Genomic DNA, 24,148 nt, shown 5'->3' on the forward strand with positions numbered 1-24,148 from the left:
CGCAGTGCACAATTTCTTCATGCGGGTCCGGGCTGCCGTTCGTCCAGCATCGGCCCGTCCCGGGTGAATATTTCACGCGAACATTTCACGTCAGAACTGCCGCCGCTGCGCCGCGATCAACATGCGCAGCAGCATCGCGACGGGCCGCGGCACGCCGACCTTGCCGTCGAGCCACAGGCTGACCGCCGAGCGGCTGACCCCGATCGCATTGGCGACGTCGGTCTGCGTGCGGTAGCCCAAGGTCTGCATGGCCAGTCGCAGCTCCTGCGGTGACATCGAGGCAAGGCGGGGATCGTCCATCAACAGTCCCCGCGCAAAAGGTCAGATCGCGTCCGAACCGCGTTCACCCGTGCGGATCCTCAACGCTTCCTCGACCGTGGTGACGAAGATCTTGCCGTCGCCGATCCGGCCCGTCCGCGCCGCGTTGGCGATCGCCTCGACGACCCGCTCGGCAAGACCGTCATCGACGACCACCTCCAGCTTCATCTTCGGCAGGAAATCGACGACATATTCGGCGCCGCGATAGAGCTCGGTGTGCCCCTTCTGCCGGCCGAAGCCCTTCGCCTCGGTCACGGTGATGCCGGAGACGCCGACCTCGTGCAGCGCCTCCTTCACCTCGTCCAGCTTGAACGGCTTGATGATCGCCTCGATCTTCTTCACGCGAATCTCCGCTGCTGCATTGCAGCATAATCCGATCGTCGCAACTGACAAGCGCTTTGCTCGCGCGCTCTTAAAACCTCGCTCCGATCTGCCGTTCTTACATCGAAGGGGAGAATACTCCGAACGATCGCGCGGGATGCATGGATGCTGAGACGGCTTGGTAAGGAGGAAGTGCGGCTCGGCATGTACATCCACAGCCTGGAAGGGCCGTGGTTCGACCATCCGTTCTGGCGCTCGCGCTTCCTGCTCACCGATCCGGCCGATCTCCAGGCAATCAGGGACAGCGGCATTGCCGGGGTCGTCGTCGACGAATCGAAGAGCGCGGGCAGCGCCGCCGCATCGGTTCAGGCGGCGCGCAGCGAGTTCCTGCGGCAGGAAGTGCAGCGCGAAGCGGCGATGGCCGAGGAGCCGAGGCTGGTTGAGCGGCCGCGGCCGAAGCCGCCTCGTCGCGTGGCGGTCTCGGTGAAACCCGCCCCCGCCCCGCCGTCGGAGCCGTGCAGCGTTGCCGAGGAGATCGATCGGGCCGCGGAGACGATCGAGCGATCGAAGCGCACCGTCGCCCATCTGCTGAGCGAGGTCCGGCTCGGCCGCGCGGCGGACGTCGCCACGGCGCTGCCCGTGGTGGAGGACATCACTGCCTCGGTCGATCGCAACCCGCATGCGCTGGTCAGCATCAGCCGGATGCGCTCAAAGGACGAATATACCTATTACCATTCGATCTCGGTCTGCGCGCTGATGGTCAACCTCGCCCGCCAGCTCGACCATGACGAAGCGGCGGTGCGTGAGGCGGGCCTTGCCGGCCTGCTGCACGATTTCGGCAAAGTCGTGGTGCCGGACAACGTGCTGAAGAAGGCGGCCGCGCTCACCGATTTCGAGGTGGCAATGATCCGTGAGCATCCCGAACGCGGCCACAAGGCAATTCGGGCGAGCGGCTATTCCGATGTCGTCGCCGATGTCTGCCTGCATCATCATGAGCGGATGGATGGCGGGGGGTATCCGCACGGCCTCAAGGGCGACGAGATCAGCCTTCAGGCCCGGATGGCGGCCGTGTGCGACGTCTATGATGCGGTGACCTCGCGGCGGCCGTACAAGGCGGCGGTGGGACCCGCCCAATCCCTTGCCGCGATGTTCCAGTCCGAGGGGCATTTCGACGGCACCGTCCTGGCCGCCTTCATCCGCAGCGTCGGCATCTATCCGGTCGGCAGCCTCGTCCGGCTGAAATCGAACCGGCTGGCGCTCGTCATCGAGCAGGCGGAAGGCGACACGATGCGGCCGCTGGTGCGCATCTTCTACTGCATCAAGGCCCGCGCCCGGATTCCGGCTTTCGACCTCGATTTGCAGCGCGACAACGAGGACAGCATCGCCTCGCGCGAAGAGCCGGTCAAATGGGGCTTCGCCGCCTGGGACTCGCACTGGGCGGCGTTGATCCGCGCCACACCGCGTGCTGCCGTATCCTGACCGAAGGGTCAGCTTGCGTTCAGGCCATTCGATCTACACATTACCCCTGTGGGGTTTGTGTGAGGAGAACTTGAGATGCGCAAATTCCTTGCCGTCCTTGCCGGCACCCTGGTGTTGACCGCCCTGCCGGCGCAGGCTGCGCCGCGCGATCCGGAAGCGGAGCTGGCGCGTGCCGTGCAAGGCCGCGTCGCCGGCGAGCCGGTCGACTGCATCGATCTCAACCGAGTCCGGTCCAGCCGCATCATCGATGATACGGCGATCGTGTATGACGCCGGCAGCGTCGTCTACGTGAACCGGCCGCGCTCCGGCGCGGAGTCGCTCGACCGGTGGGATACGATGGTGACCCGGCTGTGGGGCAGCTCACGACTGTGCAGCATCGATACGGTGCGCCTGGTCGACACCAGCTCGCGGATGATGACGGGCGTCGTCTTCCTGGGCGAGTTCGTGCCCTATCGGCGCGTCCAGACCGGCGCCGCGAACTGAACGGATCGGCGCTGATCCGCGTCAGGCGGCGCGGGCCGGCGCCGTTTCCAGTTCGTCCAGTTTCCTGAGGATCGCTCCGGCGGCGACATTGCCGCCGGCGAAGGCTGGATCGCCGAGCTGGAGCGGACCCTGCGCCGTCTCCAGCACGATCCCGTCGAAATAGACGCTGTTGCGCGGCGTGCGGGCAAGAATGCGCTGCACGACGACCTGGTCGTAGGGCAGGATGTCGCGGCCCTCCGGCCAGGCCACGGTAACGGCCTCCTCGTCGACCTCGACGATGATGCCCGGATCGCGATAGCCGCTGTGGCGGCTGAGCTTGCGCCAGGCAATGACGAGCAGGATCAGTGCCGCGGCCCCGGCGACGATCGGCAACCGGACGACCAGGGTCGGGTTCGTCGAGGCCAGCTCGATCACCGCGAAACAGGCGATTCCGAACAGCACATAGACGGCCGCCATCCAGCCGATCTCGCGCCAGGCTGGCGCGCGCACTTCGGCCGGGGTCAGCGAGCGGGCGGTGACGGGGAGCGGCCGTGACCCGGCGTCGATGCCGAGCGCCCGGCCGAGTTCGTTCGGGCTGACCAGCTCGAGGACCATCAGTAGGGCGGCCTGTCGAGCCCCGTGGAACTCCTGGTGAAAATCTCGCAGCCGTCCTCGGTAACGCCCACCGAATGCTCGAACTGGGCGGAGAGAGAGCGGTCGCGCGTCACCGCGGTCCAGCCGTCGTCGAGCACCTTGCAGTCGGCGCGGCCGATATTGATCATCGGCTCGATCGTGAAGAACATGCCGGGCCTGAGCTCCGGGCCGGTGCCGGGGCGGCCGGCATGGACGACCTCCGGCGCGTCATGGAACACTCGGCCCAGGCCGTGCCCGCAAAAGTCCCGCACCACGCCGTAGCGATGCTTCTCGGCGAAGCTCTGAATGGCGTGGGCAATGTCGCCGAGATGATTGCCCGGGCGGGCCTGTTCGATGCCCAGCATCATCGCCTCATAGGTGACGTCCACGAGCTTGCGGGCCTTCAGCGGCACGTCGCCGACCAGATACATGCGGCTGGTATCGCCGTGCCAGCCGTCGAGGATCGGCGTGACGTCGATGTTGACGATATCGCCGTCCTTCAGGGATCGGTCCGGCGACGGGATGCCGTGGCACACGACATGATTGATCGAGGTGCAGCAGCTCTTGGTGTAGCCGCGATAGCCGAGCGTCGCGGGGATGGCGCGGCGGGCGCGCATCTCGGCGAACACGATGTCGTCGATCTCCTGGGTGGTGATGCCGGGGACGACATGCGGGACCAGCGCATCGAGGATCTCGGCGGCGCAGAGGCCGGCGGCCCGCATCCCGGCAAAGCCTTCCGGCCCGTGCAGCTTGATGTTGCCGTGGCGGCCGATGACGGTGTCGTCGCGGTCGAGCGTATATAGATCGGTCATGGCCGGAATATAGTCCCTGCGGACCGCTTTGGCGACTCCCGGGCTAGAGCGCCATTTCCTTCCGCTCTCGCTCTTCCCTGGCGGAAAGATGCGTGGCGTGCAGCTTTTCCAGCATTTCCGACTTGACCGGCCGGACGAGCTGCAGGCCGATCGTCAGGCTGCGCACCCACAGCACCTCGGCCGCATAGAAATGCGGCTTCTTGAGCTCCAGGAATACCATTGATCCGACGGCAACCGGCATATCGGTGATCCCGCAGGCGCCCCGGCTCGACACGTTCTTGAGGTGGAGGATCCCGAGAGTGCGACGCTGGCGGATGATGACCTTGTGGCCGCAGAAATCGTGCCGCGACTCCCGGCGACGGTCGCGTGCATCATCGTCATCATCGGCGTCCCCGCCGATGATCGCGCGCAGCCCGTTTGTCCAACCGTCCATACCCAAACCAGACTCCACCACAGCCGGTTCGCACCATCGCCGGCTGCGTGCGCCCTGTTCGGAACACGCATCCGGCCGGCCAGCTATGGCATGCAGACGGTTAGCGAAGGATTATCGTGAACCCGGCACAAACCCGGTTCCCGGCTTTAACGAAGCCTCGCTCCTGTCTATGCCGGTGAGATGGCAAGCGAGCGGATCTGGACGGCGGGGCTTCTGGTGATCGGCGACGAGATCCTCTCGGGCCGTACCCAGGACCGCAACGTTTCCCCGATCGCGACCTGGCTCAACATCCAGGGCATCCGGCTCGCCGAGGTCCGGGTCGTCCCCGACGAAATGACCCGGATCGCCGAGGCGGTGAACGCGTTGCGTGGCACCTATGACTATCTCTTCACCACCGGCGGCATCGGCCCGACTCATGACGACATCACCGTCGATGCGATCGCTGCCGCGCTCGACGTACCCGTCGTGATCCATCCCCGCGCCCGCGCGGTCCTCGAAGATTACTACGCCTCGCGCGGCGGCGTGACCGAGGTACGTCTGCGCATGGCTCGGGTGCCCGACGGCGCCGAGCTGATCGAGAACCACATGTCCGGCGCGCCCGGCATTCGCCTCGGCAACATCTTCATCCTTGCCGGCATTCCCCATGTCGCGGCGCTGATGCTCGAGGCGCTGTCCGGACGGCTCGAAGGTGGCCGTCCGCTGCTTTCACGGACGATCGGTTGCTGGGCGCCGGAAAGCGAGGTCGCCACGATCCTGAGTGAAACGGAGGGCGATCATCCGGGCTGTCAGATCGGCTCCTATCCTTTCTTCCGCGACGGCAAAGCCGGCGCCAATTTCGTCATACGCAGCATCGATGTGCTGGCGCTGGAAGACTGTCGTGCCGACCTGGTCGCCCGTCTCGAAGCGGCCGGCCGCGCCGTCGCTCCAGAGGGGCTCTAGCCGCGCATGGCGCGCATCTTGATCGGCTGGGAGCTCGGCGCCAATCGCGGCCATGCCGTCCATCTCGCCGGGCTCAGCCGGCTTCTGCGCGGACATGGGCATGAGGTGGTGCTGGCGGTGCGCCGGCTGGACGTCATGCACGCGCAGCAGGTGTCCGACATTGCGATCTGGCAAGCGCCGGTGTCGCCCCGGATGCTCGCTGGGAACGTGATGCGGCACGGCGGCGCGCCGGCAGGGCTGGCCGATATCCTCGCGCGCATCGGCATCGACGATGCCTTGATCGTCACCTCGATGATCGCGGCGTGGCGGCAATTGCTGGCGGCGACACGGGCCGATCTGGTCATTGCCGATTATGCGCCGTTCCTGCTGCCGGCGGCACGCGGGCGGCTGCCGGCAATCGCGGTCGGCAACGGCTTCAGCCTGCCGCCGGCGACGATGCGCGCATTTCCGACGCTCGTGCAGGGTGTTTCGGGCCTCGACCAGGAGGCGCTGCTGGCGATTGTCAATCGCGGCCTTGCCGAGCTGGGCGACGATCCGCTTGCGGCACTGCCGGGGATCTTTGCTGCCGATCGATCGGTTACCGCGACCTTCGCGGAGCTCGATCCCTATGCCGCCGAGCGCGGCGAGCCGATTGCGATTCCAGAATCGGTCGATGGCTCGATCCGGGCGGGTGAGGGGGAAGAGGTGTTCGTCTACCTCCCCGAATTGATCCCGGCGAATTCACCCCTGTGGAGCGGTCTGGCGATGAGCGGACTCAAGATCCGTGTCCATGTCGCCATGGGCGATGCGGCCATCCAGGCCGCGGTGACCTCGTTCGGGTTCATCGTCGAGCCGCACCCGGTGCCCTTTGCCGAGATCGCCGCGCGGTCGCGGCTGCTACTGTCCCATGGTGGCCATGGCTTCGTCTGCGCCGGCTTGACGGCGGGCTTGCCGCAGGTGGTCTGCCATTACGATCTCGAAAAGCTCGCCACCGGTCTCGGCCTCGCTCGCGCCGGCCTGGGCGGGCATGTGCCGCTGGCCACGATCCAGCCTCGCGCTTTCGCCGATTCGCTTGTGCGGGTGTATCAGGACGATGCGATCGCGGCGCGCGCGCGGGCCGCAGCGCCCGGTTTCCTCGAACGCGGACAAATCCATCATGACGAGGCGGTTGTCGCGGCGGTGGCGGCGCTCGGATAGGGCACCGCGGATTCGTTGTTCGACTGGAACAAGCCGCTTCCGGACGCGCTTTGCGGTGCGGAGACGGTATGGATCGCTTGTTTACCTTTTTCGCGGGTCGGATCGCGTCGTTCGCCGGACAGCCGGTTGCATTTGTCATCGCCCTTGCGCTGGTGCTGGTCTGGGTACTGACCGGGCCGCTGTTCGGCTTCTCGGACACATGGCAGCTCGTCATCAACACGACGACGACCATCGTCACCTTCCTGATGGTGTTCCTGATCCAGAACAGCCAGAATCGCGACGCCGCGGCGATGCAGGCGAAGCTCGATGAGCTGCTGCGCGCGATCGATCCGGCGCGCGGCCAGTTCATCGGTATCGAGCATCTGACCGATGCCCAGATCCAGGAAATCCGCGCCGCGCTCGAAGATGAAACGGACGGCCGCGCCAATGGCAAGAAGCGCGCGCACGAGTCGGTCGATCGCCTGCTGGAGCGCTATTGAGGCGCTTGCCGCCAAATCACGCGGGCTGCTACGTCGGCCATTCACGCGGCTGGGGGCAATCGGTTGAATCGCGAACGGATCGAATTGACGGACAACGAGGGCGCATTCCTGGCGCTCGTGCTGCGGACCCAGCCGGCGACCGCCTATCAGATCAGCCGGATCTACGAAGAGTCACCCGTCAGCAACTTCAACACCAGCAAGGGCAAGATCTATCCGATGATCCGGCGGCTGGAGATGCAGGGACTGATCGAGAAGCGGCCAGTGGAGGGCGATGCGCGCGGCGCCGAGGTGCTGCTGTGCACCGCGGCGGGACGGGCGGCCGTCAAGGCGTGGGTCCAGACCATCCGGCCGACCCATTTGCTGCTCGAGGATCCGCTGCGGACGAAGGTCCAGTCGCTCGACCTCTTGGACCGGGACGAGCAGATCGCCTGGATCGTCGATACCAAGGCGGCGCTTCATGACAAGCTGCGCGTCCTCGACGAATATGGCCGGAGCGTCACCGTGCCGTTCCACGAGGCGGTGCACGACAATGCGGTGAGCGCGCTGCGCAGCCGGATGGACTGGCTCGACCGGCTGCTGCAGCGGATCGTCAAGGGCGGGAACGACCAAGAAAAGGGCGGCGGACCGAAATCCGCCGCCCGAAAGAGGCCACCGCCTCAGAAGCGGAAGCTGGCCGAGATGAAGAAGTCCCGTCCGAGCACGTCGTAAACCTCCGGGAAGGTGTTCGCCTCCGCCTGGTTGTCGCCAAGCAACGGCGGATCCTTGTCGAACAGGTTGTTGATGCCGAGATTGACCGTGAAATTGTCGTTCACCTCGAACGCGAAGGAAATGTCGAACAGATCGTAGGCGCCGATCCTCTCGACGATATAGTCGGTCGAATCGTCGTCGTCGCGGACCGCACCGAGATGCCGCCAGCGAATGCTGGTGGTGAGCGGTCCGTCCATCCAGGACAGGCGCGACGACCATTTCCACTTGGCGACCGGGTTGCCGATGATGTTGCCATAGCGGCCGGCTCCCTCGTTCACTTGGTCGAGCCCGGCGACCGGCGTGAAGTCTGCCGTGCGCGTGTAGTTGCCGAGGAAGAAGAAGTTGAGCCGCGAGCTGCTACCGTTCAGCAGGCTGAAGTTCAGCGGCAGGCTGTAGTCCACCTGGAAATCAATGCCGCTGGTGTCGAAGCTGCCGAGGTTGGCAAAGGTTGCCTCGACCACGAAGTCACCGCCCTCGATCACGCCGGTCAACGGATTGCGGCCGATTGCCTGGCAGAGCGCGCTGTTAACGTCCTGAATGACATTGTAGCACAGGTTGAGAATGTTGTTCACGCCGCCTGCCGCCGGCGCAACCGCGTTCTCGATCCTGATGTCATAATAGTCGATGGTGATGTTGAGCCGCGGGATGAAGCGCGGCCGGATCACCGCGCCGGCAGTCCACGTGTCCGCGACTTCCTCCTCCAGGTTCGGATTGCCGCCAAACACGCCGGGGACCTGGGCGTTTGGCTGGAGGCCGGCGGTGCCGACGAGCGGATCGGGCACTCCGGTGGCCACGCACAGCGCACGAACCGTCGGATTCGTGGCCGCCGCTGCAAGTGAGCAGGGGTCAGTCGCCGCCGGGAAACCGATGGCTCGGCCGCCGAACAGCTCGCCGACGTTCGGCGCGCGGATGGCGCGCTGATACTGGCCGCGGAAGGTGATGTCCCGGATCGGCGCAAGTTCGATGCCGCCCGCATAGGTCCACACACCGCCCACGGCGCCGAGGGAATAGTCGGAATAGCGGCCTGCGCCATTCAGCTCCAGTCGATGGATGAAATTGTCCTGGATGATCGGGACGCGAAGCTCGGCGAACACCTCCTTGACATCGTAGCTGCCTTGAGTCGCCTGTCCGGCATTGAAGCCGACGACATCGCCCGAGGACAAAGCGGTGTCCGGAATGAACTGGCCGCTCACGCTGCGCCATTCGACGCCGGCGGCGAAGGCGACCGGATCGGTCGCGGTCCCGAAGGTGAACAGCGGGCCGGAGATGCTGGCCTGCGCCACCTGGAGCTCGGAGATGTCCTGATTCTGCGCCAGGATCGAGATCTGGTTGATGCAGTCCGCGCTGAGCAGAGCCTCGCCGAACACGTTGCAGGTGCCGTCCGCCGCGAGCCGGGTGAAGGCCGAACGGGAGATATTGCCGGTCTGAACCGATGCGTTCCGGGTTCTGGCGTACATGTAGTAGACGTCATAGGTCAGCGAGTCGGTGATGTTGCCCCTGAGGCCGGCCAGCACGCGGAAGGCGTTGCGGTCGTCGGTGACGTTGCGCGAGGCGAGGCCGGTGGTGCGGCTGTTCACGTTCAATCGCACGAAACCCGGCTGAAGCGCAGGGAATGAAGCCGTGCCCGCAGTGAACGGCCCGAAAGGGTTCGGTGCGCCCGCGGCGGCCGCGGCCGCGATCGCCGCTTGCTGATTGGTCGCGATCTGCTGGAGCTGGGTGAAGTCGGCGGCCGAGACCAGCGGCTGGATCGCCGCCAGCTCGAAGTCGACATTCTGGGTGATCGGCGTCGCCGCCAGCTCGTTCTGGACGCGGTTGTTGATGTAGTTCACCTCCGCATAGGCGGTGATGCCGTCGGCGATCTCATATTCGCCATAGCCGCCGAGCGTCCAACGCTCCTGCGGAACCATCAAATAGTTCGCCGGCGCATAGTTGTACGAGCAGGGGGCGCCGCAATAGGGGATGCTGGTCCCGGGCGTCGAGAAGAACGCGCCGCCGGGATTGCTTCCCACCGGGCCGACATAATTCGTCCCGGCCGCGATCGGTCGCGCGACGCCGGCGACCAGGATGCTGCCCGGGGCGACGATACGGCCTTGGGGGACCGAGGCGGATCCCAAAGGTATAAGACCGTCCGCGCCATCTCCAAAAGAGAAGAAGGCCCAGGGACGGTCAGCCTGCATGATCTGACCGCGATTGAAATATTCGCCGTAGATCGTGATGTTGCCGCGACCGTCGGCGAACTGGGTACCCATGGCGAGATAGGCGTTGTAGCGGGCGCCGTCGCCTTCCTCGGTGATGCTGTACTGCGCGCCTGCGAGCAGGCCGTCGAGGTCGCTGCGCAGGCGGAAGTTGATGACGCCCGCGACCGCGTCCGAGCCGTAGACCGCCGAAGCGCCGCCGGTGACGACGTCGACGCTGTCGATCAGGAACTGCGGGATCGTGTTGAGATCGACCGTCTGGGCCGTGTCGAAGAAGATGTAGCGGCGGCCGTTGACCAGCACGAGGTTGCGCTGCGATCCGAGGCCGCGCAGATCGAGCGTCGCAATACCCCCGCCGGGGTTGTTCGAGAAGGCGCTCGAGCCCGGAACGACCTGCGGCAGCGTATTGATCACCTGCTCGACGTTGACCGCACCGGAGAGCCGGAACTCCTCGTTCGACACTACCGTGACCGGGCTGGTCGAGGTGAGGTCGCGCCGGGCGATGCGCGAGCCGGTGATGACGATCGCCTGTCCCTCGTCGCTCGCCGTTTCCGGTTCCGAAGAAACCGGTGGTTGGGCATCCTGAGCGAATGCCGGCGCAGCGGTGACGAAGAGAGACGCCGCGGTGCCCAAAAGCATCGTGCGTACTGCAAATTTGCCGTTTCTCATTCTGGTCCTCCCAAAGATGTCGCATTCGCGCCCGGAATTCGGGCTGGGCTGCGACGCGCCCGCGACGGCGCATCGTTTAAGCCGATGTGGATGTCTCACAAGTGAAATATGGTACGTTTCGTACTTCATGAATCGGCTGTGGCAAACTCGCCACAGGAGAATATCCGAGATGTGGCGGTGGTGCGCGCTATAGAGAGGTTCTATAAGAACCAAATGGCGACCGGCGACTTGCTGCTTGATGGGCGCGTCCATTCGGTCGCCCGGGCAGGTCATAGGCATCAATCGGTCGCACCTCGATGCCGCGGCCCCGCCGACGACGGCGATGAATCGAGGGATGATTGGAAACGATCTCCGCGGCTTCGGCGATCGTTCCGGCATGGACGAGGAAGAAGGCGCCGACCTGGGCGTCTGCCTTGCGGAACGGGCCTTCGGCAAATTCGAGCGTGTCGCCGCTCCCGCGGATCACGACGCCGAGATCCGGACTGCCGATATCTCCTTCCATGATGATTGCGCCGGCGCCGTATAGTCGCCGGTTCTTCCGGTCGTTCCGGCCGGACGCCTTGCCGACGCGTGCGGGAGCATCTCCCTCGAAATAGCAAAGGCAGAGAAAAAGCATGCGATCAGGATTGATCGCCCAGCCGGATCGCGCAACGCGATGGCGGACAAGCGGCGTGCCCGGCCGCCCGAACGTCGTGTCAGTCCGCCCTGCCGCCGTTGAACAAGGATCTCACCCGTCGCGCGTAGACGCGGCCGGCTTTCAAATGCTCGCCACCAGCCAGAACGATCTCAAGGCCCCCGAGGCGCGGCGACCTTACCTCACGGATTGCCGCGGTGCGCACCAATGTCCGGCGGTGGATGCGGGTGAACTTGCCGGGATCGACCCTTTGCTCGAATGTCCGGATCGAGCCGCGCAGCAGGAAGGAGCCCCCCTCGGTGTAGATTCGGACATAGTCCTCTTCGCTGCTCACCCAGTCGATATTGTCGATCGCGACGCGGACATATCCGCCAAGCGACTTCCTGATCCAGAGCTCGGTCTCGTAGCGCGGACCCTCTTCCGCGCCCTGAAGCCCGTCGCGCAGGCTGGTGATGACGGCCTGCAGCTCGGCCATACGCTCGTGTGCGCTTTCCGCGTCCAGCCGGAAGCGCGCCCGTGACAAGGCGGCGCGCAGACGATCCGTCTCCAGCGGCTTCAGCACATAGTCCGCGGCGTTCGTCTCGAACGCGCGTACCGCATAATGATCGAAGGCGGAGACGAAGATTACGACGGGAAGCTCGTCTTCCGCGAGCGATTCGACGAGATCGAAGCCGGTGCCGTCGCGCATCCGGATGTCGAGCAGCATCACGTCCGGCTTCAACTTCCTGACAAGGTCGATCGCGGTGCGGCAGCCGTCGGCCTCGCCGACCAGCTCGACCTCCTCGATATCGGCCAGCGCGCGTTTGATGCGGCGGAGGGCCAGAACTTCGTCATCTACGGCCAGAACGCGAAGTTCGCTCATGACAGCATCCTGAGCGGCATGGTGAGGGTACAGGTGAAGCCCGTCGGCGTGCGGCCGGCGGCGAGCGACTGCCGGTCGCCGAAGCGCTGGGCCAGACGTTCGCGGACATTCTTCAGGCCCACGCCGGTGCCCTCCTTTGCAGCACCCGCCGGCGCCGTCCCGCTGTCGCTCACGGCGAGGGTCAGGTGACCGTCCTCCGCGTGCGCCGCGATCGCGATGCGGGCCGGCGGCGCGGACGCGGCGACGCCATATTTGACCGCATTCTCGACCAGCGGCTGGAGGATCAGGGCAGGGACCGCGGCGTGGGCGAGCGCGGGCGGGCAATCGATCGCAAGCACGAGATCGGGATAGCGCAGCTGCTCGATCTCCAGATAGGCGCGCTGCAGGTCGATCTCGCGTTCGAGCGGGATGTCCTCGAACGGGTCGATCGACAGCGAGCGGCGGAAGAAGGTGGCAAGCCTGGTCACCATCCGCTCCGCATCGACATTGCGCTCCTCGACGATCAGCGCGGAGATCGAATTGAGGCTGTTGAACAGGAAATGCGGGTTCACCTGGTTGTGGAGCGCGCGCAACTGCGCCGCCTGCGCATGCGCGCGCAGCTCGGCCGAATGAAGCCGCTCCGCCTGGACGTCATAACTGTAGCCGAGCGCGAGGTAGAGACCTGCCCAGGCGAGGAAGAACCAGGTCCAGTAGGACAGGGTGCTGATCACCGCGGCCCAGCTGAAGCCGGTGCCGATGCGGGACGGGTCGACGGCAGTGGTCGCGAAATAGGCGGCCCAGGCGAAGACTTCGGCCGTGACCGGCGCCAGCAGTGCGGCCAGGAGAACCCGGCTCCTGAAGCTCGGGCCGGACCACCGGTCCAGCGCGCGATGCAGGAGGTAGCACAGGAACAATCCGAACAGCGTCAGCAACCCCCGCATCGCGACGAGCGCCGCGAGAGGCCCGTTTCCACTGACGAGGATGCCGGCGGACAGGATGAGGAAGTTGGAAAGCCAGAACAGGAGCGTCAGCCAGAGCATGGCGCGGGTGCGGGGCGTCAGTCCCCTGCCGAGGAAGGCTGCGCGCAGCCCGCGCCGCGGGGCGCGCTGCGGCGCCTCCTCGACCCAATCCATGACCAATCCCGGCATCCGGCGAATATGGGCCAGCCGGCGGAGAAGGTCGAGCGACGTTCACCCTCTCCCAATCGACGTTCACCCGCACATTCGCGCTCCAATCCACTGCACCGGGGCGTTCGAGGGGTCGCCGCTTTGCGGCGCCGCGCCGTCAGGGCATCTGGTCCGGGAGCCGCGGAGGGCAACGAATCTCCCCTAGCATTCGATTCGATCTCTGCGGCGGGACTGGGGAGCGGGCGCCGCCCGCTCCCTTCTTGTTCCGGCAGACGCAGATTTCAGTAAAGGCCGGGGCGTCGTGGAAGCGGGTCTGAGCCGGAGGCGGGCTGGTTCGCCGGCAACCGCAGCCATGATGGCGCCAACGGCTTCTCGCTGACGTGCGTGGATTGGACACTTTTGCCGCACATGTCGTCGGCGCGGGTCCGGCCGGGTACCGCCTGGGGCGGGCGCGGGAAACCGGAATCCGTGCCCGGATTGCCGGCGAAGATCGACCTCGAGCGCCTGCCGTTCATCTCCAATCTCCTCGCCAGGCCAAAATCGCCGGCTTGCTGCAAAAGGACAGGAGCTTGCCGGCAAGCGTCCTTTGGAGGCGGCCGAACGGGATGATCGAGCGGCCGCCAAGGACGCCGTCAGCCTGAATCAGAGAGATGATGGATTATGGAGCGGGTGAAGGGAATCGAACCCTCGTCGTAAGCTTGGGAAGCTTCTGCTCTGCCATTGAGCTACACCCGCGCCGCGCCGGTATCTAGGAGAGCCCCGCCCCCTTGTCGAGGGTCAGCGCTCGGGCCGGCCGTAGCGCTGCAATTCGGCGCATTCCTCGCGATCGGGGTTGCGTTCGCAGCGGCGGGCGATGCGGCCGAGCCGCTCCTCCTCCCGACGCAGCTCGCGGCCGCGCCGCTCGTCGGCCTCCGACTGGCTGGTCGTCACCGCATCCACTCCGGCGCCGACCGCGCGGACGGGGAGGGTCACGACGTTCGCGGCCGTGCGGACGATGCAGCCGGAAAGGGCGAGCGGAAGGACCGCGAGGAATAACAACCTGCGCATGATCGTCAGCCTAGCTCCAATCTCGATCGAGCAAAAGGAAAGGGCGGCCCGATTTCGCACCGGACCGCCCTTTTTTCCTCCCAGGGGCCGTCACGGGAGTAAATCCCGTGACGTCGGTCCTGTCCGCTGCGCGGCCGGCCGGCCGGGCGGCGCCAGCTCTTCGCGCTGCTCCGGCGTCGCGTCGCGCCGGCGTCGCTGCGCTCGGCTGGCTTCGCCTAGCGCTTCGAGAACTGGAAGCTGCGGCGGGCCTTGGCGCGGCCGTATTTCTTGCGCTCGACCACGCGGCTGTCTCGGGTGAGGAAGCCGGCCTGCTTGATCGTGGTGCGCAGCGCCGGCTCGTAGCGGGTCAGCGCCTGCGAAATGCCGTGCTTCACCGCGCCGGCCTGGCCGGAAAGGCCGCCGCCGACGACCGTGGCGACGACGTCATACTGGCCCTCGCGCTCGGCGACGCCGAAGGGCTGGTTGATGACGAGACGCAGCGTCGGGCGGGCGAAATAGACCTCCTGATCGCGGCCGTTGACGGTGATCTTGCCCGTGCCCGGCTTCAGCCAGACGCGGGCGACCGCGTCCTTGCGGCGACCGGTGGCATAGGCGCGGCCCTGCTTGTCGAGCTGCTGCTCGCGCAGGACGGCCTGGATCTGCGGGCCCTGGGTGTCGACACCGTCCTTATTGACCTCCTCCTCATCCCGACGGCGACGGCCTTCACGCGCCGGCGCTTCGGCTGCGGGGGCAGCTTCAGCCGCTGGAGCAGCCTCGGCTTCGGCTTCGGGCGCTGCGGCCTCAACGGGCTTTTCGGCTTCGGTCTCGGTCAGCTTGGCGAGATCGGAGAGGGACTGGCGATTGTCGGACATTTAGGCGCCCACCTTGTTCTTGCGGTTCATGGCCGCGACATCGAGGACTTCGGGGTTCTGGCCGCCGTGCGGATGCTCGGCGCTGGCATAGAGGTGCAGCGCGCGCATCTGGTCACGGCCCAGGGGCCCACGCGGGATCATGCGCTCCACCGCCTTCTCGAGCACGCGTTCGGGGAAGCGGCCTTCCAGCACCTTGCCCGCGGTGATCTCCTTGATCCCGCCGGCATAGCCGGTGTGCTTGTAGTAGACCTTGTCGGCCAGCTTCTTGCCGGTGAACTTCACCTTGCCGGCATTGATGATGATCACATGATCACCGCAATCGACATGGGGGGTGAAGCTCGGCTTGTGCTTGCCGCGCAGGATGTTGGCGACGATCGTGGCGAGCCGCCCGACCACCAGCCCGTCGGCATCGATCAGATGCCACTTCTTCTCCACCTCGCGCGGCTTGGCCGACTTGGTGGTCTTCATCAGCGCCTTCATGGGCCCGGACCTCGTCTGTGAAAAATGAACAGCGCCGCTCGTTCACGGAGCGGCGCGGACGGCGGGCAGATGGCGGAGGACGGCACGAAAGTCAAGGAAAAGCAGGGCAGTCACGAGAGGTAAAATGATACCATGGCAGGGAATGAACCGAAACGGCCGTATGACCGAGGATTGCAGGCCGTCGCGCCTCGTGGGTCATAGCAGGTTTGACGGATCGGTTCCCGCCGCCTAGTCGCCGCTGTCAGGGGACCGCTCACGACTTGCCAGATGAGGGGTAATGATGCTGACCGTTGCCACGCAGAGCTTTGCGTTCGAACCCAGCGCGAATCCGGTCGCCGAGGCCGAGCGCGCGAAGATGCTGATCGATCCCGGCTTCGGCCGGGTGTTCACCGATCACATGGCGATCGTACGCTACAGCGAGGGCAAGGGCTGGCACGATGCGCGGATCACCGCGCGGCAGCCGCTGGCGATGGACCCCGCCGCCTCGGTCCTCCACTACGCCCAGGAAATCTTCGAGGGGATGAAGGCCTATCGCCGGCCGAACGGCGGCGCGGCCCTGTTCCGGCCGGAGGCGAACGCCCGTCGCTTCCAGGCGTCCGCGCGGCGGATGGCGATGGTCGAGCTGCCCGAGGAGATCTTCCTCGACTCGATCCGCGCGCTGGTCCGCACCGACAAGGCCTGGATTCCGGACAGCGAGGACGGCGCGCTCTATCTGCGCCCGTTCATGTTCGCGAGCGAGGTGTTCCTCGGGGTCAAGCCGGCGGCCGAATATCTCTACATCGTCATGGCCTCGTCGGTCGGCGCCTATTTCAAGGGCGCGCCGAGCGTGTCGCTGTGGGTGACCCGCGAATATACCCGCGCGGCGCCGGGCGGGACCGGCGCGGCCAAGTGCGGCGGCAATTATGCCACCAGCCTGATCGCGCAGGCCGAGGCGATCCGCCACGGCTGCGACCAGGTCGTCTTCCTCGACGCGGTCGAGCGCCGCTGGGTCGAGGAGCTGGGCGGCATGAACATCTTCTTCGTGTTCGACGACGGCTCGATGGTGACGCCGCCGCTCACCGGCACGATCCTGCCCGGCATCACCCGCGATTCGATCCTTCGGCTCGCCGCCGACCAGGGGATCACCGTGCGCGAGGCGCCCTATTCGATCGAGCAATGGCAGGCTGACGCGACCAGCGGCCGGCTGACCGAGGCCTTCGCCTGCGGCACCGCGGCGGTGGTGACCCCGATCGGCAGCGTAAGGGGCGCCGAGGGCGGCTTCACCATCGGCGGCCAGTCGATCGGGCCGTTGACGCAGCGCATCCGCGAAAGCCTGGTCGCGATCCAGCGCGGCACCGCGCCCGATCCCTATGGCTGGGTCGAGGAGATCGCCTGACCGGACGGAAGGCAACCCCCTTCCCACCCGCGTCCGGGCGGCTATAAGGCCGCCCTTCGGCGCTGGGGCGTCGCCAAGTGGTAAGGCACCGGTTTTTGGTACCGGCATTCGCAGGTTCGAATCCTGCCGCCCCAGCCAAGTCTACGGCCTATTCCAGCAAACGCACCCTTACGCCACTCGACCCTACCGTGGCTGGATTGGTAGTTCGCCCGGCATGGGCAGGACCAATCGCAAAGCCGCTTTGGAGAGCAAGATCACGCATCTCCTCGGCGAATACGAGCTTAGGAAAGAGGAGCTTGAGAAGGCCGAAGGGTTGATCGCTCAGCTACCGACGCTGCGTGAGCGGTTGTGGGAGATCGAGACGCTGATCTCCGCGTGCGAGGTGGTCATTAAGAGCGGTCACCCGAACTGGACGCCAAAACACCTCAAGCCGCTCAAACCATTCGTCCACAAGATTCCCGTCAGGCTCGGAAGCGTACGACTTTGAAACCCCTCGCAGCGACTGTCCGATTTTACTTGGCTATCCGCCAAGACCCTTGTCGCAACTTTTCCCGCCTAAAATTCTGATCGCTGAATTGCTACAACCTGCCGACTCCGCGCATCGTCCACAGGCAGTCTCGACATGGCTCGCCGCGTTTGCGCCGGAATGGCGGGGAGGGCGCTGGATTTCGCGCGCGTCAGGCAGCGATAGCTGCGCCGCCGGCGGCCGCGCGCCATGATCGGCCCGCTTGCCAATGGGTCCATCATGCGGGGCGACGAGAACACCTACTCACGCATCTATCGCGGCTTGCGCGGCGCCCTGGCGAGAGCGGAACTCGCGCCTGCGGCGCAGATCCGGGTCGATGAAACCGCACGCGTCTATCGCGTGAGCCCGACGCCGGTGCGCGAGGCCCTCGCCCGTCTCGTCGGCGAGCGGCTGGTCGCGAGCAGCAGGAGGCATGGCTTCTTGCCACTCCGCACGTGCGTCATGTGCAGGAGGAAAGCCTGATCTGCGACGAGATCGACGCGGACGGGGACGCCCGATGCACTGAGGAGGCGCGGCTCCACACCCGGCAAGGCAGATAGTATCAGACTTCCGGTGCGGTCTGATGCGTCACCGGACCGGCCACCCCTTCAGCGAAGGTCTTCCACCGCTCAGACGAGCGGCACGTCATCCTAAGGTCGCGGCGCGGCCATTACGACCTGGGCGGAGCCGGGCTCGACGAAGAGGATGCTTCCGTCGGGCAATCCAAGAATGCGGTCGATGGCCAGGCCCTGGAACCGCAGCCGCTCTTCCAGCGCGTCCGCCGCCGCCTTTTCCTCCGGTGTGCCCGACGCCGCGATCGCGCGCGCCACAGCGTCATGCGTGCTGGCGCCGAGCTGCAGCACGATCTCTGCGGCCGCCTGCGCATCCGGCACGTTGAACACGCCCTCTTCCTTGCCCTGAGCGATGATGCGCACAAGCACTGGCGTCATCACTGCGACGACGGCCGCGTTGAGCCGATGGTAGAGAACGAGGTTCTCGGGCTTGAAGACGACGTCGAACATCGCGCGCAGCTGCGGCGCATCCTCGACCTTCATATGCCGTGCCTGGGCGAGGAACGCGTTCAATCGGAAGAGCGCGGCGAGGTCCGGTGTCTCCAGCGCGGCCTGGACGGACGCCACGGCCGCTTCTGCAAACCGGGCGGCCAGCGCTTCCAGCATCTCCTCCTTGGACGAGAAGTGGTGATAGAAGCCGCCCTTCGAAACGCCGGCTTTCCCGATAATGTCGTTGATCGTCGTGCGCTCGTAGCCGCGTTCGAGAAACAACGCCTGGGCGCAGTCGAGCAGCTCGCCCCTGCGAACCTCCGGATGCTTCACCATGCGCGGCATTCGATCATTCGCTCCCGGTTCGAATTACAAACCGACCGTCTATCCCGGACAAGAGAAAGTGCCTGAGCTGCTACCAGAGCTGAGCTCGGTGCAAGGTCGAGAGCGCCACGCCTTAAGCAGTTGCCACCTCCGGTGGCGCCTTGGCCGCGACCTGCCGATCCTCGCCGGATGCGACCAGGCTGAACGACGGCGGTTTTAACGCGAGCCAGGCGACGCCGACGATCTTCGCCGGGGTCGGAACAAGCCCATGTCGTTCGGACGAAGCGAGGAACACGCTGGTGCCAGGGATTACGGGAATAATTCGACGAGCCGGCACGTACGTCCCTGTATGCGCAATCCACCCCAGCAGGGCGCGGGAGGCGACGGCGTTCGCTCCGATTGGAGTGGCCGGGCGGGCGTGCGTGTCTTGCCGCGCCGGCGGCGCAGTTTGCCCGCGCCTCGCGCGCCCTCTGGCAGCGTGATGGTCCGCTTGAGGCAGAATAGATGAACAGCACCATTGAACGTTTCGGCTATCCCGGCGCGCTCATCGCCGGTTATCCGCACTGGGTCGTGCTGCTGCGACCCGAGCAGCCCACCCTCGGCAGTCTTGTGATCGCGGCGACCAGCGATGAGCGCGCCTTCTCGGCGCTTCCCGCGGCGGCCTTTGCCGAGCTCGGCCGCGTTGTCAGCGATGTCGAGTCAGCGCTCGCGCGGACGATCGCCTATGAGAAGATCAACTATCTCATGCTGATGATGGTGGATCCCCATGTCCACTTCCACGTTATCCCGCGCTATGCCGGAGTGCGGCAGCTGAACGGCCTCGCGATTGCCGATCATGGCTGGCCCAAGGCGCCCCAGCTTGCGCCGGCCATCGCGCTCGACGAGGGTACGCGGGCCGACCTTGTGCAGCGGCTCAAGGACGCCTGGGCATGAGTGTCGATGCATCCGGGGGGATGATCAGCAAGGCGCTCGTGCTCAGCGCAGGCAATGGTTCGCGGCTGCTGCCGCTGACTGCGGAGCGTCCGAAATGCCTGCTTGAGCTTGGCGGCAAATCGCTTCTCGAGCGCCAGCTCGACGCGCTCGAAGGCGCCGGGATCGGCGAGATCGTGGTGGTCACCGGCTTTCGCGACGACCTGGTCGAGGCCACCATCGCGGCACGGCCGCACTCGCGCAGCCGGGTGCGCACACTCTACAATCCCTTCTACCATGTCGCAGACAATCTCGGCTCGGTGTGGATCGCACGCCGCGAGTTTGACGCGGACATTTTGCTGCTCAATGGCGACACGCTGGTGACCGCCGAACTTGTCGCCCACGTCCTCGCAGGTGCGAGCGGGGCGATCAATGTCGCCATCGATCGCAAGGCGCATTATGATGCCGACGACATGAAGGTGCTCGACGCGAGCGGTCGGCTGCTGCGCATCGGCAAGACCCTGCCGCAACAGCAGACCACTGGCGAGTCGATCGGACTGCTTGCATTCCAAAGGACAGGACGCAGCCAGTTCGTCGACATGGTCGAGCGGGCGATCCGTGCGCCCGATGGCATGGCGAGTTGGTACCTGCGCGCGATCGACCGGCTCGCCGACGAGACTTCGGTGCGCACGGTGTCGATCGAGGGCTTTGAATGGGCGGAGATCGACTTTCAGGCGGACTATGAAGCGGCACAGCGGCTCTGCGCCCGCTGGGATGCGCGCGCCGCAGCATAAGCGGGCTCGCAATCAAAGGGACGTTGCGGGTGGGATCGGCGCGGCGGCAGGGCGACGCGCTGCACCCGCCCGATCAGTCAGATGATCGGCCAGCCGTAGGGCCAGCGCGACGATCGTCAGGGTCGGATTGGCCCAGCCCGAGGTCGTGAAGAGTGAGCTGCCCGCGACGTAGAGATTGTCGAGGCCATGGACCCGGCAGTCGCCATCCGTGACGCCCTTGGCCGGATCGGCCGACATGCGCGTCGTTCCCATATGATGATAGCCGCCAATCGGATGGGCGCTGATCAAAGAATCGAACTTCCAGGCGCGCGACGGGTCAGAGAGCCAGGGCTCGGATGCGACGGTGCCGAGCCCGAGTCGCTGCGTCTCCCGCCCAAGGGCGGCAACCAGACCCCAGACGCTCTCGACATCGAGCGCGCTCGTCCGCCAGTCCAGCACCACCCGCGGCATGCCAAACGCATCATGTCCTTCCCCGAGTGTGATCCGGCTGTCCGGATTGGGCGCCTGCTCGCCGCGTACGACCAGGGCCACGTCGAGCCGGCCCAGCCGGTGGAGCAGCCAGGGTCGCAGCGGATCGGTACGTTGCTGGAGCCAACCGATGCTGCGCTTGGTCAACTTCCAAAGCGAGCGGCCGAACTTGTTTGGCGCGCGTTTCTCCTTTGCGTGGAGATAGGCGCGCATTGCCCAGGCCTCCTTGCCGGTTGCCGGCCGACGCGGCGCGATCGTGAGCGAGGTGTTGAGCAGGCCGGCGCGCTCCTGCAGCGCAGGCGAGGGCGTGATCAGCGGCGCGATCGTGAACGGCCCGATCGTCCTCTTGGCGAAGGCAGCGAAGAGCGGCCATGCGTGGGTGCCAACGATCCGGCCGCCGCGCGCATGTGGATGCTCCATGAAGTAGCGGCCGACCTGGTCATGGGCGTTGCCGAGACCGTCGGACATGACCGAGCGCGACGCAAGCAGGAGGCGCGGATTCTCGATGCCGCCGGCGGCCAGCACATAGTGGCGTCCGGTGACCTCGAGCGCGCGTCCAGCGGGGGTGCGCCCCTTGAGCCGGGCGACGGCGCGCGCCGAAGGCGCTGCCACGATCTCGCAGACATTGGCATGGAGCGCGATCGTGCAGCGCGGATGCGCGGCAAGGTCGGCACAGCGTGCGAACGAGAAACGGTCGAACATGCCGTCGAACGACCATAGCGGCGTCGCCAGTTCGTCGTCGGCGAAACGTGGGAGCGGCACCCCGGCCTCGCGCACGGCATCCGCCACGATCGGGTCCTCGGGCAGGCCGAACACGTGGCGGGCGGCGCGATAATAAGGCTCCAGATCCTCATAATTGATCGGCCAGCCCGAATAGGGGACCCAGGGACGGGTTATAAAGTCGATCGGCGCAAGCTCCGCGCAGCGTCCGCCCCAGATCGCCGTCGTGCCGCCGAAGAAACGCAGCCGGGCATGGTCGAGCGGATAGTAGGGCAGGCCGATGCTGCCGCCGTGATTGAGGTCGGCAGTTTCGGCATCATAGTCGAGGCCGCCACTCTCGAGTAGGACGACGTGGAGCCCGGTTTGCGCGAGCCGCCTTGCGAGCGTGATCCCGGCCGCGCCTGCGCCGATGATCACCACGTCTCCGCTCAACCGGTCCGGGGACTCGCGCGCGCAGTCGATGATCATTGCTCAGCTCGTCTGCCCCAGGACGAAATGTTCGGCGATGCCGTCGATCATCACCGGATCGCCGCTGCCGACAAGTGCGAACGCGATGTCGTCCTTGCGCCAATAGGCGACAGATTCCGCGCCGCGCCCGATCGCTTCGGGCGACAGCGGTGCCTCATGGGCGGTGCGAACCGCGAACAGCGCCAGCGACTGTTCGGTTCTGGTGCGCAGCATGATCTGGAGAGCTGGACCCTCCTCTGACGGAAAGACCTGAACGTCGGTCACCTCCCACCCGGACGGCAGAGGCGGAATGTGGATGCGCGTCGCGCGCAGGATCTCGTCGATATCGAGGACCAGGCTCTCCGGCTGGGAGGCCATGCGGGCGCGCAGCAATGATGTCTGATAGGCCATCATCGCTTCCGAAACATATTCGGGCGGCCGGGCCTCGGTCTCGATCGGGGTGAGCAGCCAGATCATCGACAGCGCCGCCGCCGTCGGCGCCACGATCCGGGCGGCCCGCGACAGCCGCCGCCAGCGCGTCGGGCGAGCGCGCAGCCGGCGGGTCAGCCGCAAGGCGGCAGCGCCGGTGGCAGGCGTCGCCTCGCGCGAAGGGCGTTGCAGCAGGCGCAGCGCCGTCCTTGTCCGCAAGTCTGCCATCATGCGGGCAGCTTCCGCCGGCCGATCGGCGAGATAGGCCTCGACTGCGAACCGTCGGATAAGGTCGAGTTCGCCGTCGAGATAGGCTTCCAGTTCGGCTACACAGATATCTGGGGTCATTCCTCGCTCCCGACCACATGCAGGTTGGCGGCAACTGGCCGTTCGGCTTCTCGCAGCGCCGCACGCGCGCGGCTCAGGCGGGACATCACCGTCCCGATCGCAATATCCAGCGCCTCGGCCGTTTCGCGATAGCCAAGCCCTTCGACCGCGACCAGATGGAGCACCGCACGTTGCGGCTCGGGCAGGCCGTCAAATCGGCGTGCGATCTGGGCGAGATAGGCGGACAGTTCCTGGTCGGCGTCGACCTCGTCGACCCGCGCGCTTGCCAGAGCGCTGTCGCGCCGCTCCTCCGCCTTGCGCTGGCGGCCCGCATTGATGAATTCGTTGTGAAGGATCGCAAACAGCCAGGTCCTCAAGGGACGAGAGCGATCATAGCTCTCGGCGCGCTCGAACGCGCGCAGCAGCGCCTCCTGCACCAGGTCATCGGCCGCGACGGGATCGCGCGTGAGCGAACGAGCATAGCGCAGCAGCCCCGCAATATGCGGTTCTACGTCAAGCCGGTCGGAAGACGCCATATCTGACATACGCCCCGCAACGACATTCTATTCCTCGTCGAATAACCGCTTGACCGCACGCGTGCCATTCCACGCATCGCGCCGACGTATTGGCCAGTGAACATCGTACCCGCTACCTTACGAGGATCCGGCGACAAATAAGTCGGTCGTGGCGCGGTGCACATTTGATCGATTCGCGCTACCCACCGTGCCTTTTACTTAGAATTTGACGTCACCATGTGCTTCGCATCTTTCCCATGGATCGTAGCCTGGGGAAGGCGGGTCTGGCGGGCCATGAGTGACGGGGATCCCAAGCCGATTGTGCTCATTACGGGCGCCGCGGGCAATATCGGCCGCCCGCTGGCTGGGGCACTGACGGATGCCTATCGCGTGGTCCGCCTCGACCAGCCGGAACGGGTTCGGCCTCGACTGAGGCGGCAGGTGGTCCGGGTCAGAGCCCGAACCGGAAGGTTTCCTCGGCGCCCTCCCGCTGCGATCGACAGCGGCGTCACCGCATCACCAGTCGAGATTGGCGGCTATGCCGCGAGGCTGCAGGCGCTCGATGAAAGCGCCGACGCGCTGCACTGCGTTCTCGGCTAGGGCCGAGGCGAGCCACGGAAGACAAGAATTTCCCAAAATGCGGACACCTCGGTTGGGCCCATGCGTTTGTGCCGGACACCCACAATGCGAG

28 protein-coding genes and 2 tRNA genes are annotated in these 24,148 nt (G+C 66.0%); 13 read left to right on the forward strand and 17 right to left on the reverse strand.

All coding sequences use genetic code 11. The features are described from left to right. Nucleotides 1-90: 90 nt before the first annotated feature. Nucleotides 91-300 (reverse strand): transcriptional regulator, encoded by a 210-nt coding sequence (locus RCO27_RS14900; protein ID WP_309003490.1) that lies wholly within the window; start codon nucleotides 298-300, stop codon nucleotides 91-93. 21 nt (nucleotides 301-321) lie between these two features. Next, a complete protein-coding gene (locus RCO27_RS14905; RefSeq protein WP_309003491.1) occupies nucleotides 322-660 on the reverse strand; it encodes a P-II family nitrogen regulator in 339 nt (112 codons plus the stop codon). A gap of 144 nt (nucleotides 661-804) precedes the next feature. On the opposite strand from RCO27_RS14905, the gene RCO27_RS14910 reads away from it, so the two are divergent. Beyond that, nucleotides 805-2,118 (forward strand): HD-GYP domain-containing protein, encoded by a 1,314-nt coding sequence (locus tag RCO27_RS14910; protein WP_309003492.1) that lies wholly within the window; start codon nucleotides 805-807, stop codon nucleotides 2,116-2,118. Nucleotides 2,119-2,193: 75 nt separating this feature from the next. After that, nucleotides 2,194-2,601, forward strand: a complete 408-nt coding sequence (locus RCO27_RS14915) for a hypothetical protein (RefSeq protein ID WP_309003493.1) — start codon at nucleotides 2,194-2,196, stop codon at nucleotides 2,599-2,601. A gap of 21 nt (nucleotides 2,602-2,622) precedes the next feature. Here the strand turns inward: RCO27_RS14915 and RCO27_RS14920 are convergent, their stop codons facing one another. Genes RCO27_RS14920 through RCO27_RS14930 form a run of 3 tightly spaced genes read right to left on the reverse strand, consistent with a single transcriptional unit; the run spans nucleotide 2,623 to nucleotide 4,464 of the window. After that, a complete protein-coding gene (locus RCO27_RS14920) occupies nucleotides 2,623-3,195 on the reverse strand; it encodes a hypothetical protein (protein WP_309003494.1) in 573 nt (190 codons plus the stop codon). After that, on the reverse strand, nucleotides 3,195-4,025 hold the full coding sequence (gene map, locus RCO27_RS14925) for a type I methionyl aminopeptidase (RefSeq protein ID WP_309003495.1): 831 nt from the start codon (nucleotides 4,023-4,025) through the stop codon (nucleotides 3,195-3,197). Before map ends, RCO27_RS14920 begins: the two co-directional genes overlap by 1 nt. A 43-nt stretch (nucleotides 4,026-4,068) precedes the next feature. Continuing rightward, nucleotides 4,069-4,464 (reverse strand): hypothetical protein, encoded by a 396-nt coding sequence (locus RCO27_RS14930; protein ID WP_309003496.1) that lies wholly within the window; start codon nucleotides 4,462-4,464, stop codon nucleotides 4,069-4,071. Nucleotides 4,465-4,638: 174 nt separating this feature from the next. Between RCO27_RS14930 and RCO27_RS14935 the strand changes: the two genes are divergently transcribed. The 4 genes from RCO27_RS14935 (at nucleotide 4,639) to RCO27_RS14950 (ending at nucleotide 7,760) form a co-directional block, all read left to right on the forward strand. After that, entirely contained in the window at nucleotides 4,639-5,397 is a 759-nt protein-coding gene (locus RCO27_RS14935; RefSeq protein ID WP_309003497.1) for a molybdopterin-binding protein, read from the forward strand. Between the two features lie 6 nt (nucleotides 5,398-5,403). Continuing rightward, nucleotides 5,404-6,573 (forward strand): glycosyl transferase-like UDP-glucuronosyltransferase, encoded by a 1,170-nt coding sequence (locus RCO27_RS14940; protein WP_309003498.1) that lies wholly within the window; start codon nucleotides 5,404-5,406, stop codon nucleotides 6,571-6,573. A 68-nt stretch (nucleotides 6,574-6,641) separates the two neighbouring features. Next, on the forward strand, nucleotides 6,642-7,052 hold the full coding sequence (locus RCO27_RS14945; RefSeq protein ID WP_309003499.1) for a low affinity iron permease family protein: 411 nt from the start codon (nucleotides 6,642-6,644) through the stop codon (nucleotides 7,050-7,052). 84 nt (nucleotides 7,053-7,136) lie between these two features. Further along, nucleotides 7,137-7,760, forward strand: a complete 624-nt coding sequence (locus RCO27_RS14950) for a PadR family transcriptional regulator (protein WP_309003500.1) — start codon at nucleotides 7,137-7,139, stop codon at nucleotides 7,758-7,760. On the opposite strand, the gene RCO27_RS14955 is transcribed toward RCO27_RS14950, so the two are convergent. From RCO27_RS14955 to rplM, 8 genes are all read right to left on the reverse strand, one after another. Next, nucleotides 7,709-10,633: a TonB-dependent receptor domain-containing protein gene (locus RCO27_RS14955; protein WP_309003501.1), complete on the reverse strand. Its 2,925-nt coding sequence runs from the start codon at nucleotides 10,631-10,633 to the stop codon at nucleotides 7,709-7,711. The genes RCO27_RS14950 and RCO27_RS14955 overlap by 52 nt on opposite strands. A gap of 217 nt (nucleotides 10,634-10,850) precedes the next feature. Further along, entirely contained in the window at nucleotides 10,851-11,279 is a 429-nt protein-coding gene (locus RCO27_RS14960; protein ID WP_309003502.1) for a hypothetical protein, read from the reverse strand. A 79-nt stretch (nucleotides 11,280-11,358) separates the two neighbouring features. After that, nucleotides 11,359-12,159 carry a LytTR family DNA-binding domain-containing protein gene (locus RCO27_RS14965; protein ID WP_309003503.1) on the reverse strand — a complete coding sequence of 267 codons (801 nt, stop codon included), beginning with the start codon at nucleotides 12,157-12,159 and terminating at the stop codon, nucleotides 11,359-11,361. After that, nucleotides 12,156-13,286 (reverse strand): histidine kinase, encoded by a 1,131-nt coding sequence (locus RCO27_RS14970; protein WP_309003504.1) that lies wholly within the window; start codon nucleotides 13,284-13,286, stop codon nucleotides 12,156-12,158. Before RCO27_RS14970 ends, RCO27_RS14965 begins: the two co-directional genes overlap by 4 nt. Nucleotides 13,287-13,926: 640 nt before the next feature. Continuing rightward, nucleotides 13,927-14,000: transfer RNA gene (locus RCO27_RS14975), tRNA-Gly, on the reverse strand. A 42-nt stretch (nucleotides 14,001-14,042) separates the two neighbouring features. After that, entirely contained in the window at nucleotides 14,043-14,312 is a 270-nt protein-coding gene (locus tag RCO27_RS14980) for a DUF6726 family protein (protein WP_309003505.1), read from the reverse strand. A gap of 215 nt (nucleotides 14,313-14,527) precedes the next feature. After that, nucleotides 14,528-15,163 carry a 30S ribosomal protein S9 gene (gene rpsI / locus RCO27_RS14985; protein ID WP_309003506.1) on the reverse strand — a complete coding sequence of 212 codons (636 nt, stop codon included), beginning with the start codon at nucleotides 15,161-15,163 and terminating at the stop codon, nucleotides 14,528-14,530. Next, nucleotides 15,164-15,643 (reverse strand): 50S ribosomal protein L13, encoded by a 480-nt coding sequence (gene rplM / locus RCO27_RS14990; protein ID WP_309003507.1) that lies wholly within the window; start codon nucleotides 15,641-15,643, stop codon nucleotides 15,164-15,166. 277 nt (nucleotides 15,644-15,920) lie between these two features. Between rplM and RCO27_RS14995 the strand changes: the two genes are divergently transcribed. The 4 genes from RCO27_RS14995 to RCO27_RS15010 all read left to right on the forward strand — a co-directional run bounded on the left by RCO27_RS14995 (nucleotide 15,921) and on the right by RCO27_RS15010 (nucleotide 18,006). Continuing rightward, the gene (locus tag RCO27_RS14995) at nucleotides 15,921-17,018 is read left to right on the forward strand and encodes a branched-chain amino acid aminotransferase (RefSeq protein ID WP_309003508.1); all 1,098 of its coding nucleotides are present in this window, start codon (nucleotides 15,921-15,923) and stop codon (nucleotides 17,016-17,018) included. Between the two features lie 63 nt (nucleotides 17,019-17,081). After that, nucleotides 17,082-17,156 (forward strand) — tRNA-Gln (locus tag RCO27_RS15000). 76 nt (nucleotides 17,157-17,232) lie between these two features. Further along, nucleotides 17,233-17,505, forward strand: a complete 273-nt coding sequence (locus tag RCO27_RS15005) for a hypothetical protein (protein ID WP_309003509.1) — start codon at nucleotides 17,233-17,235, stop codon at nucleotides 17,503-17,505. A 258-nt stretch (nucleotides 17,506-17,763) separates the two neighbouring features. Next, nucleotides 17,764-18,006 (forward strand): GntR family transcriptional regulator, encoded by a 243-nt coding sequence (locus RCO27_RS15010; RefSeq protein WP_309003510.1) that lies wholly within the window; start codon nucleotides 17,764-17,766, stop codon nucleotides 18,004-18,006. A gap of 167 nt (nucleotides 18,007-18,173) precedes the next feature. Here RCO27_RS15010 and RCO27_RS15015 read toward each other — a convergent pair whose 3' ends face one another. Next, a complete protein-coding gene (locus tag RCO27_RS15015; protein WP_309003511.1) occupies nucleotides 18,174-18,860 on the reverse strand; it encodes a TetR/AcrR family transcriptional regulator in 687 nt (228 codons plus the stop codon). Nucleotides 18,861-19,352: 492 nt separating this feature from the next. Between RCO27_RS15015 and RCO27_RS15020 the strand changes: the two genes are divergently transcribed. Then, a complete protein-coding gene (locus tag RCO27_RS15020; protein ID WP_309003512.1) occupies nucleotides 19,353-19,781 on the forward strand; it encodes an HIT family protein in 429 nt (142 codons plus the stop codon). Then, nucleotides 19,778-20,551: a phosphocholine cytidylyltransferase family protein gene (locus tag RCO27_RS15025; RefSeq protein ID WP_309003513.1), complete on the forward strand. Its 774-nt coding sequence runs from the start codon at nucleotides 19,778-19,780 to the stop codon at nucleotides 20,549-20,551. Before RCO27_RS15020 ends, RCO27_RS15025 begins: the two co-directional genes overlap by 4 nt. Before the next feature lie 12 nt (nucleotides 20,552-20,563). On the opposite strand, the gene RCO27_RS15030 is transcribed toward RCO27_RS15025, so the two are convergent. From RCO27_RS15030 to RCO27_RS15040, 3 genes are read right to left on the reverse strand one after another with little or no spacing between them, the layout of a single operon-like run. Next, nucleotides 20,564-22,207, reverse strand: a complete 1,644-nt coding sequence (locus RCO27_RS15030; RefSeq protein WP_309003514.1) for a GMC family oxidoreductase — start codon at nucleotides 22,205-22,207, stop codon at nucleotides 20,564-20,566. Between the two features lie 3 nt (nucleotides 22,208-22,210). Beyond that, nucleotides 22,211-22,963 (reverse strand): anti-sigma factor, encoded by a 753-nt coding sequence (locus tag RCO27_RS15035; RefSeq protein WP_309003515.1) that lies wholly within the window; start codon nucleotides 22,961-22,963, stop codon nucleotides 22,211-22,213. Continuing rightward, nucleotides 22,960-23,478: a sigma-70 family RNA polymerase sigma factor gene (locus tag RCO27_RS15040; RefSeq protein WP_309003516.1), complete on the reverse strand. Its 519-nt coding sequence runs from the start codon at nucleotides 23,476-23,478 to the stop codon at nucleotides 22,960-22,962. The genes RCO27_RS15035 and RCO27_RS15040 overlap by 4 nt, the downstream gene beginning before the upstream one ends. A 273-nt stretch (nucleotides 23,479-23,751) precedes the next feature. Here RCO27_RS15040 and RCO27_RS15045 point away from each other — a divergent pair, with 273 nt between their 5' ends. Beyond that, complete coding sequence (locus tag RCO27_RS15045) at nucleotides 23,752-24,057, forward strand: hypothetical protein (protein ID WP_309003517.1); 306 nt, start codon at nucleotides 23,752-23,754, stop codon at nucleotides 24,055-24,057. Nucleotides 24,058-24,148 lie beyond the last annotated feature (91 nt).

It is taken from the genome of Sphingosinicella sp. LHD-64, assembly GCF_031157375.1.
GTDB lineage: Bacteria > Pseudomonadota > Alphaproteobacteria > Sphingomonadales > Sphingomonadaceae > Allosphingosinicella.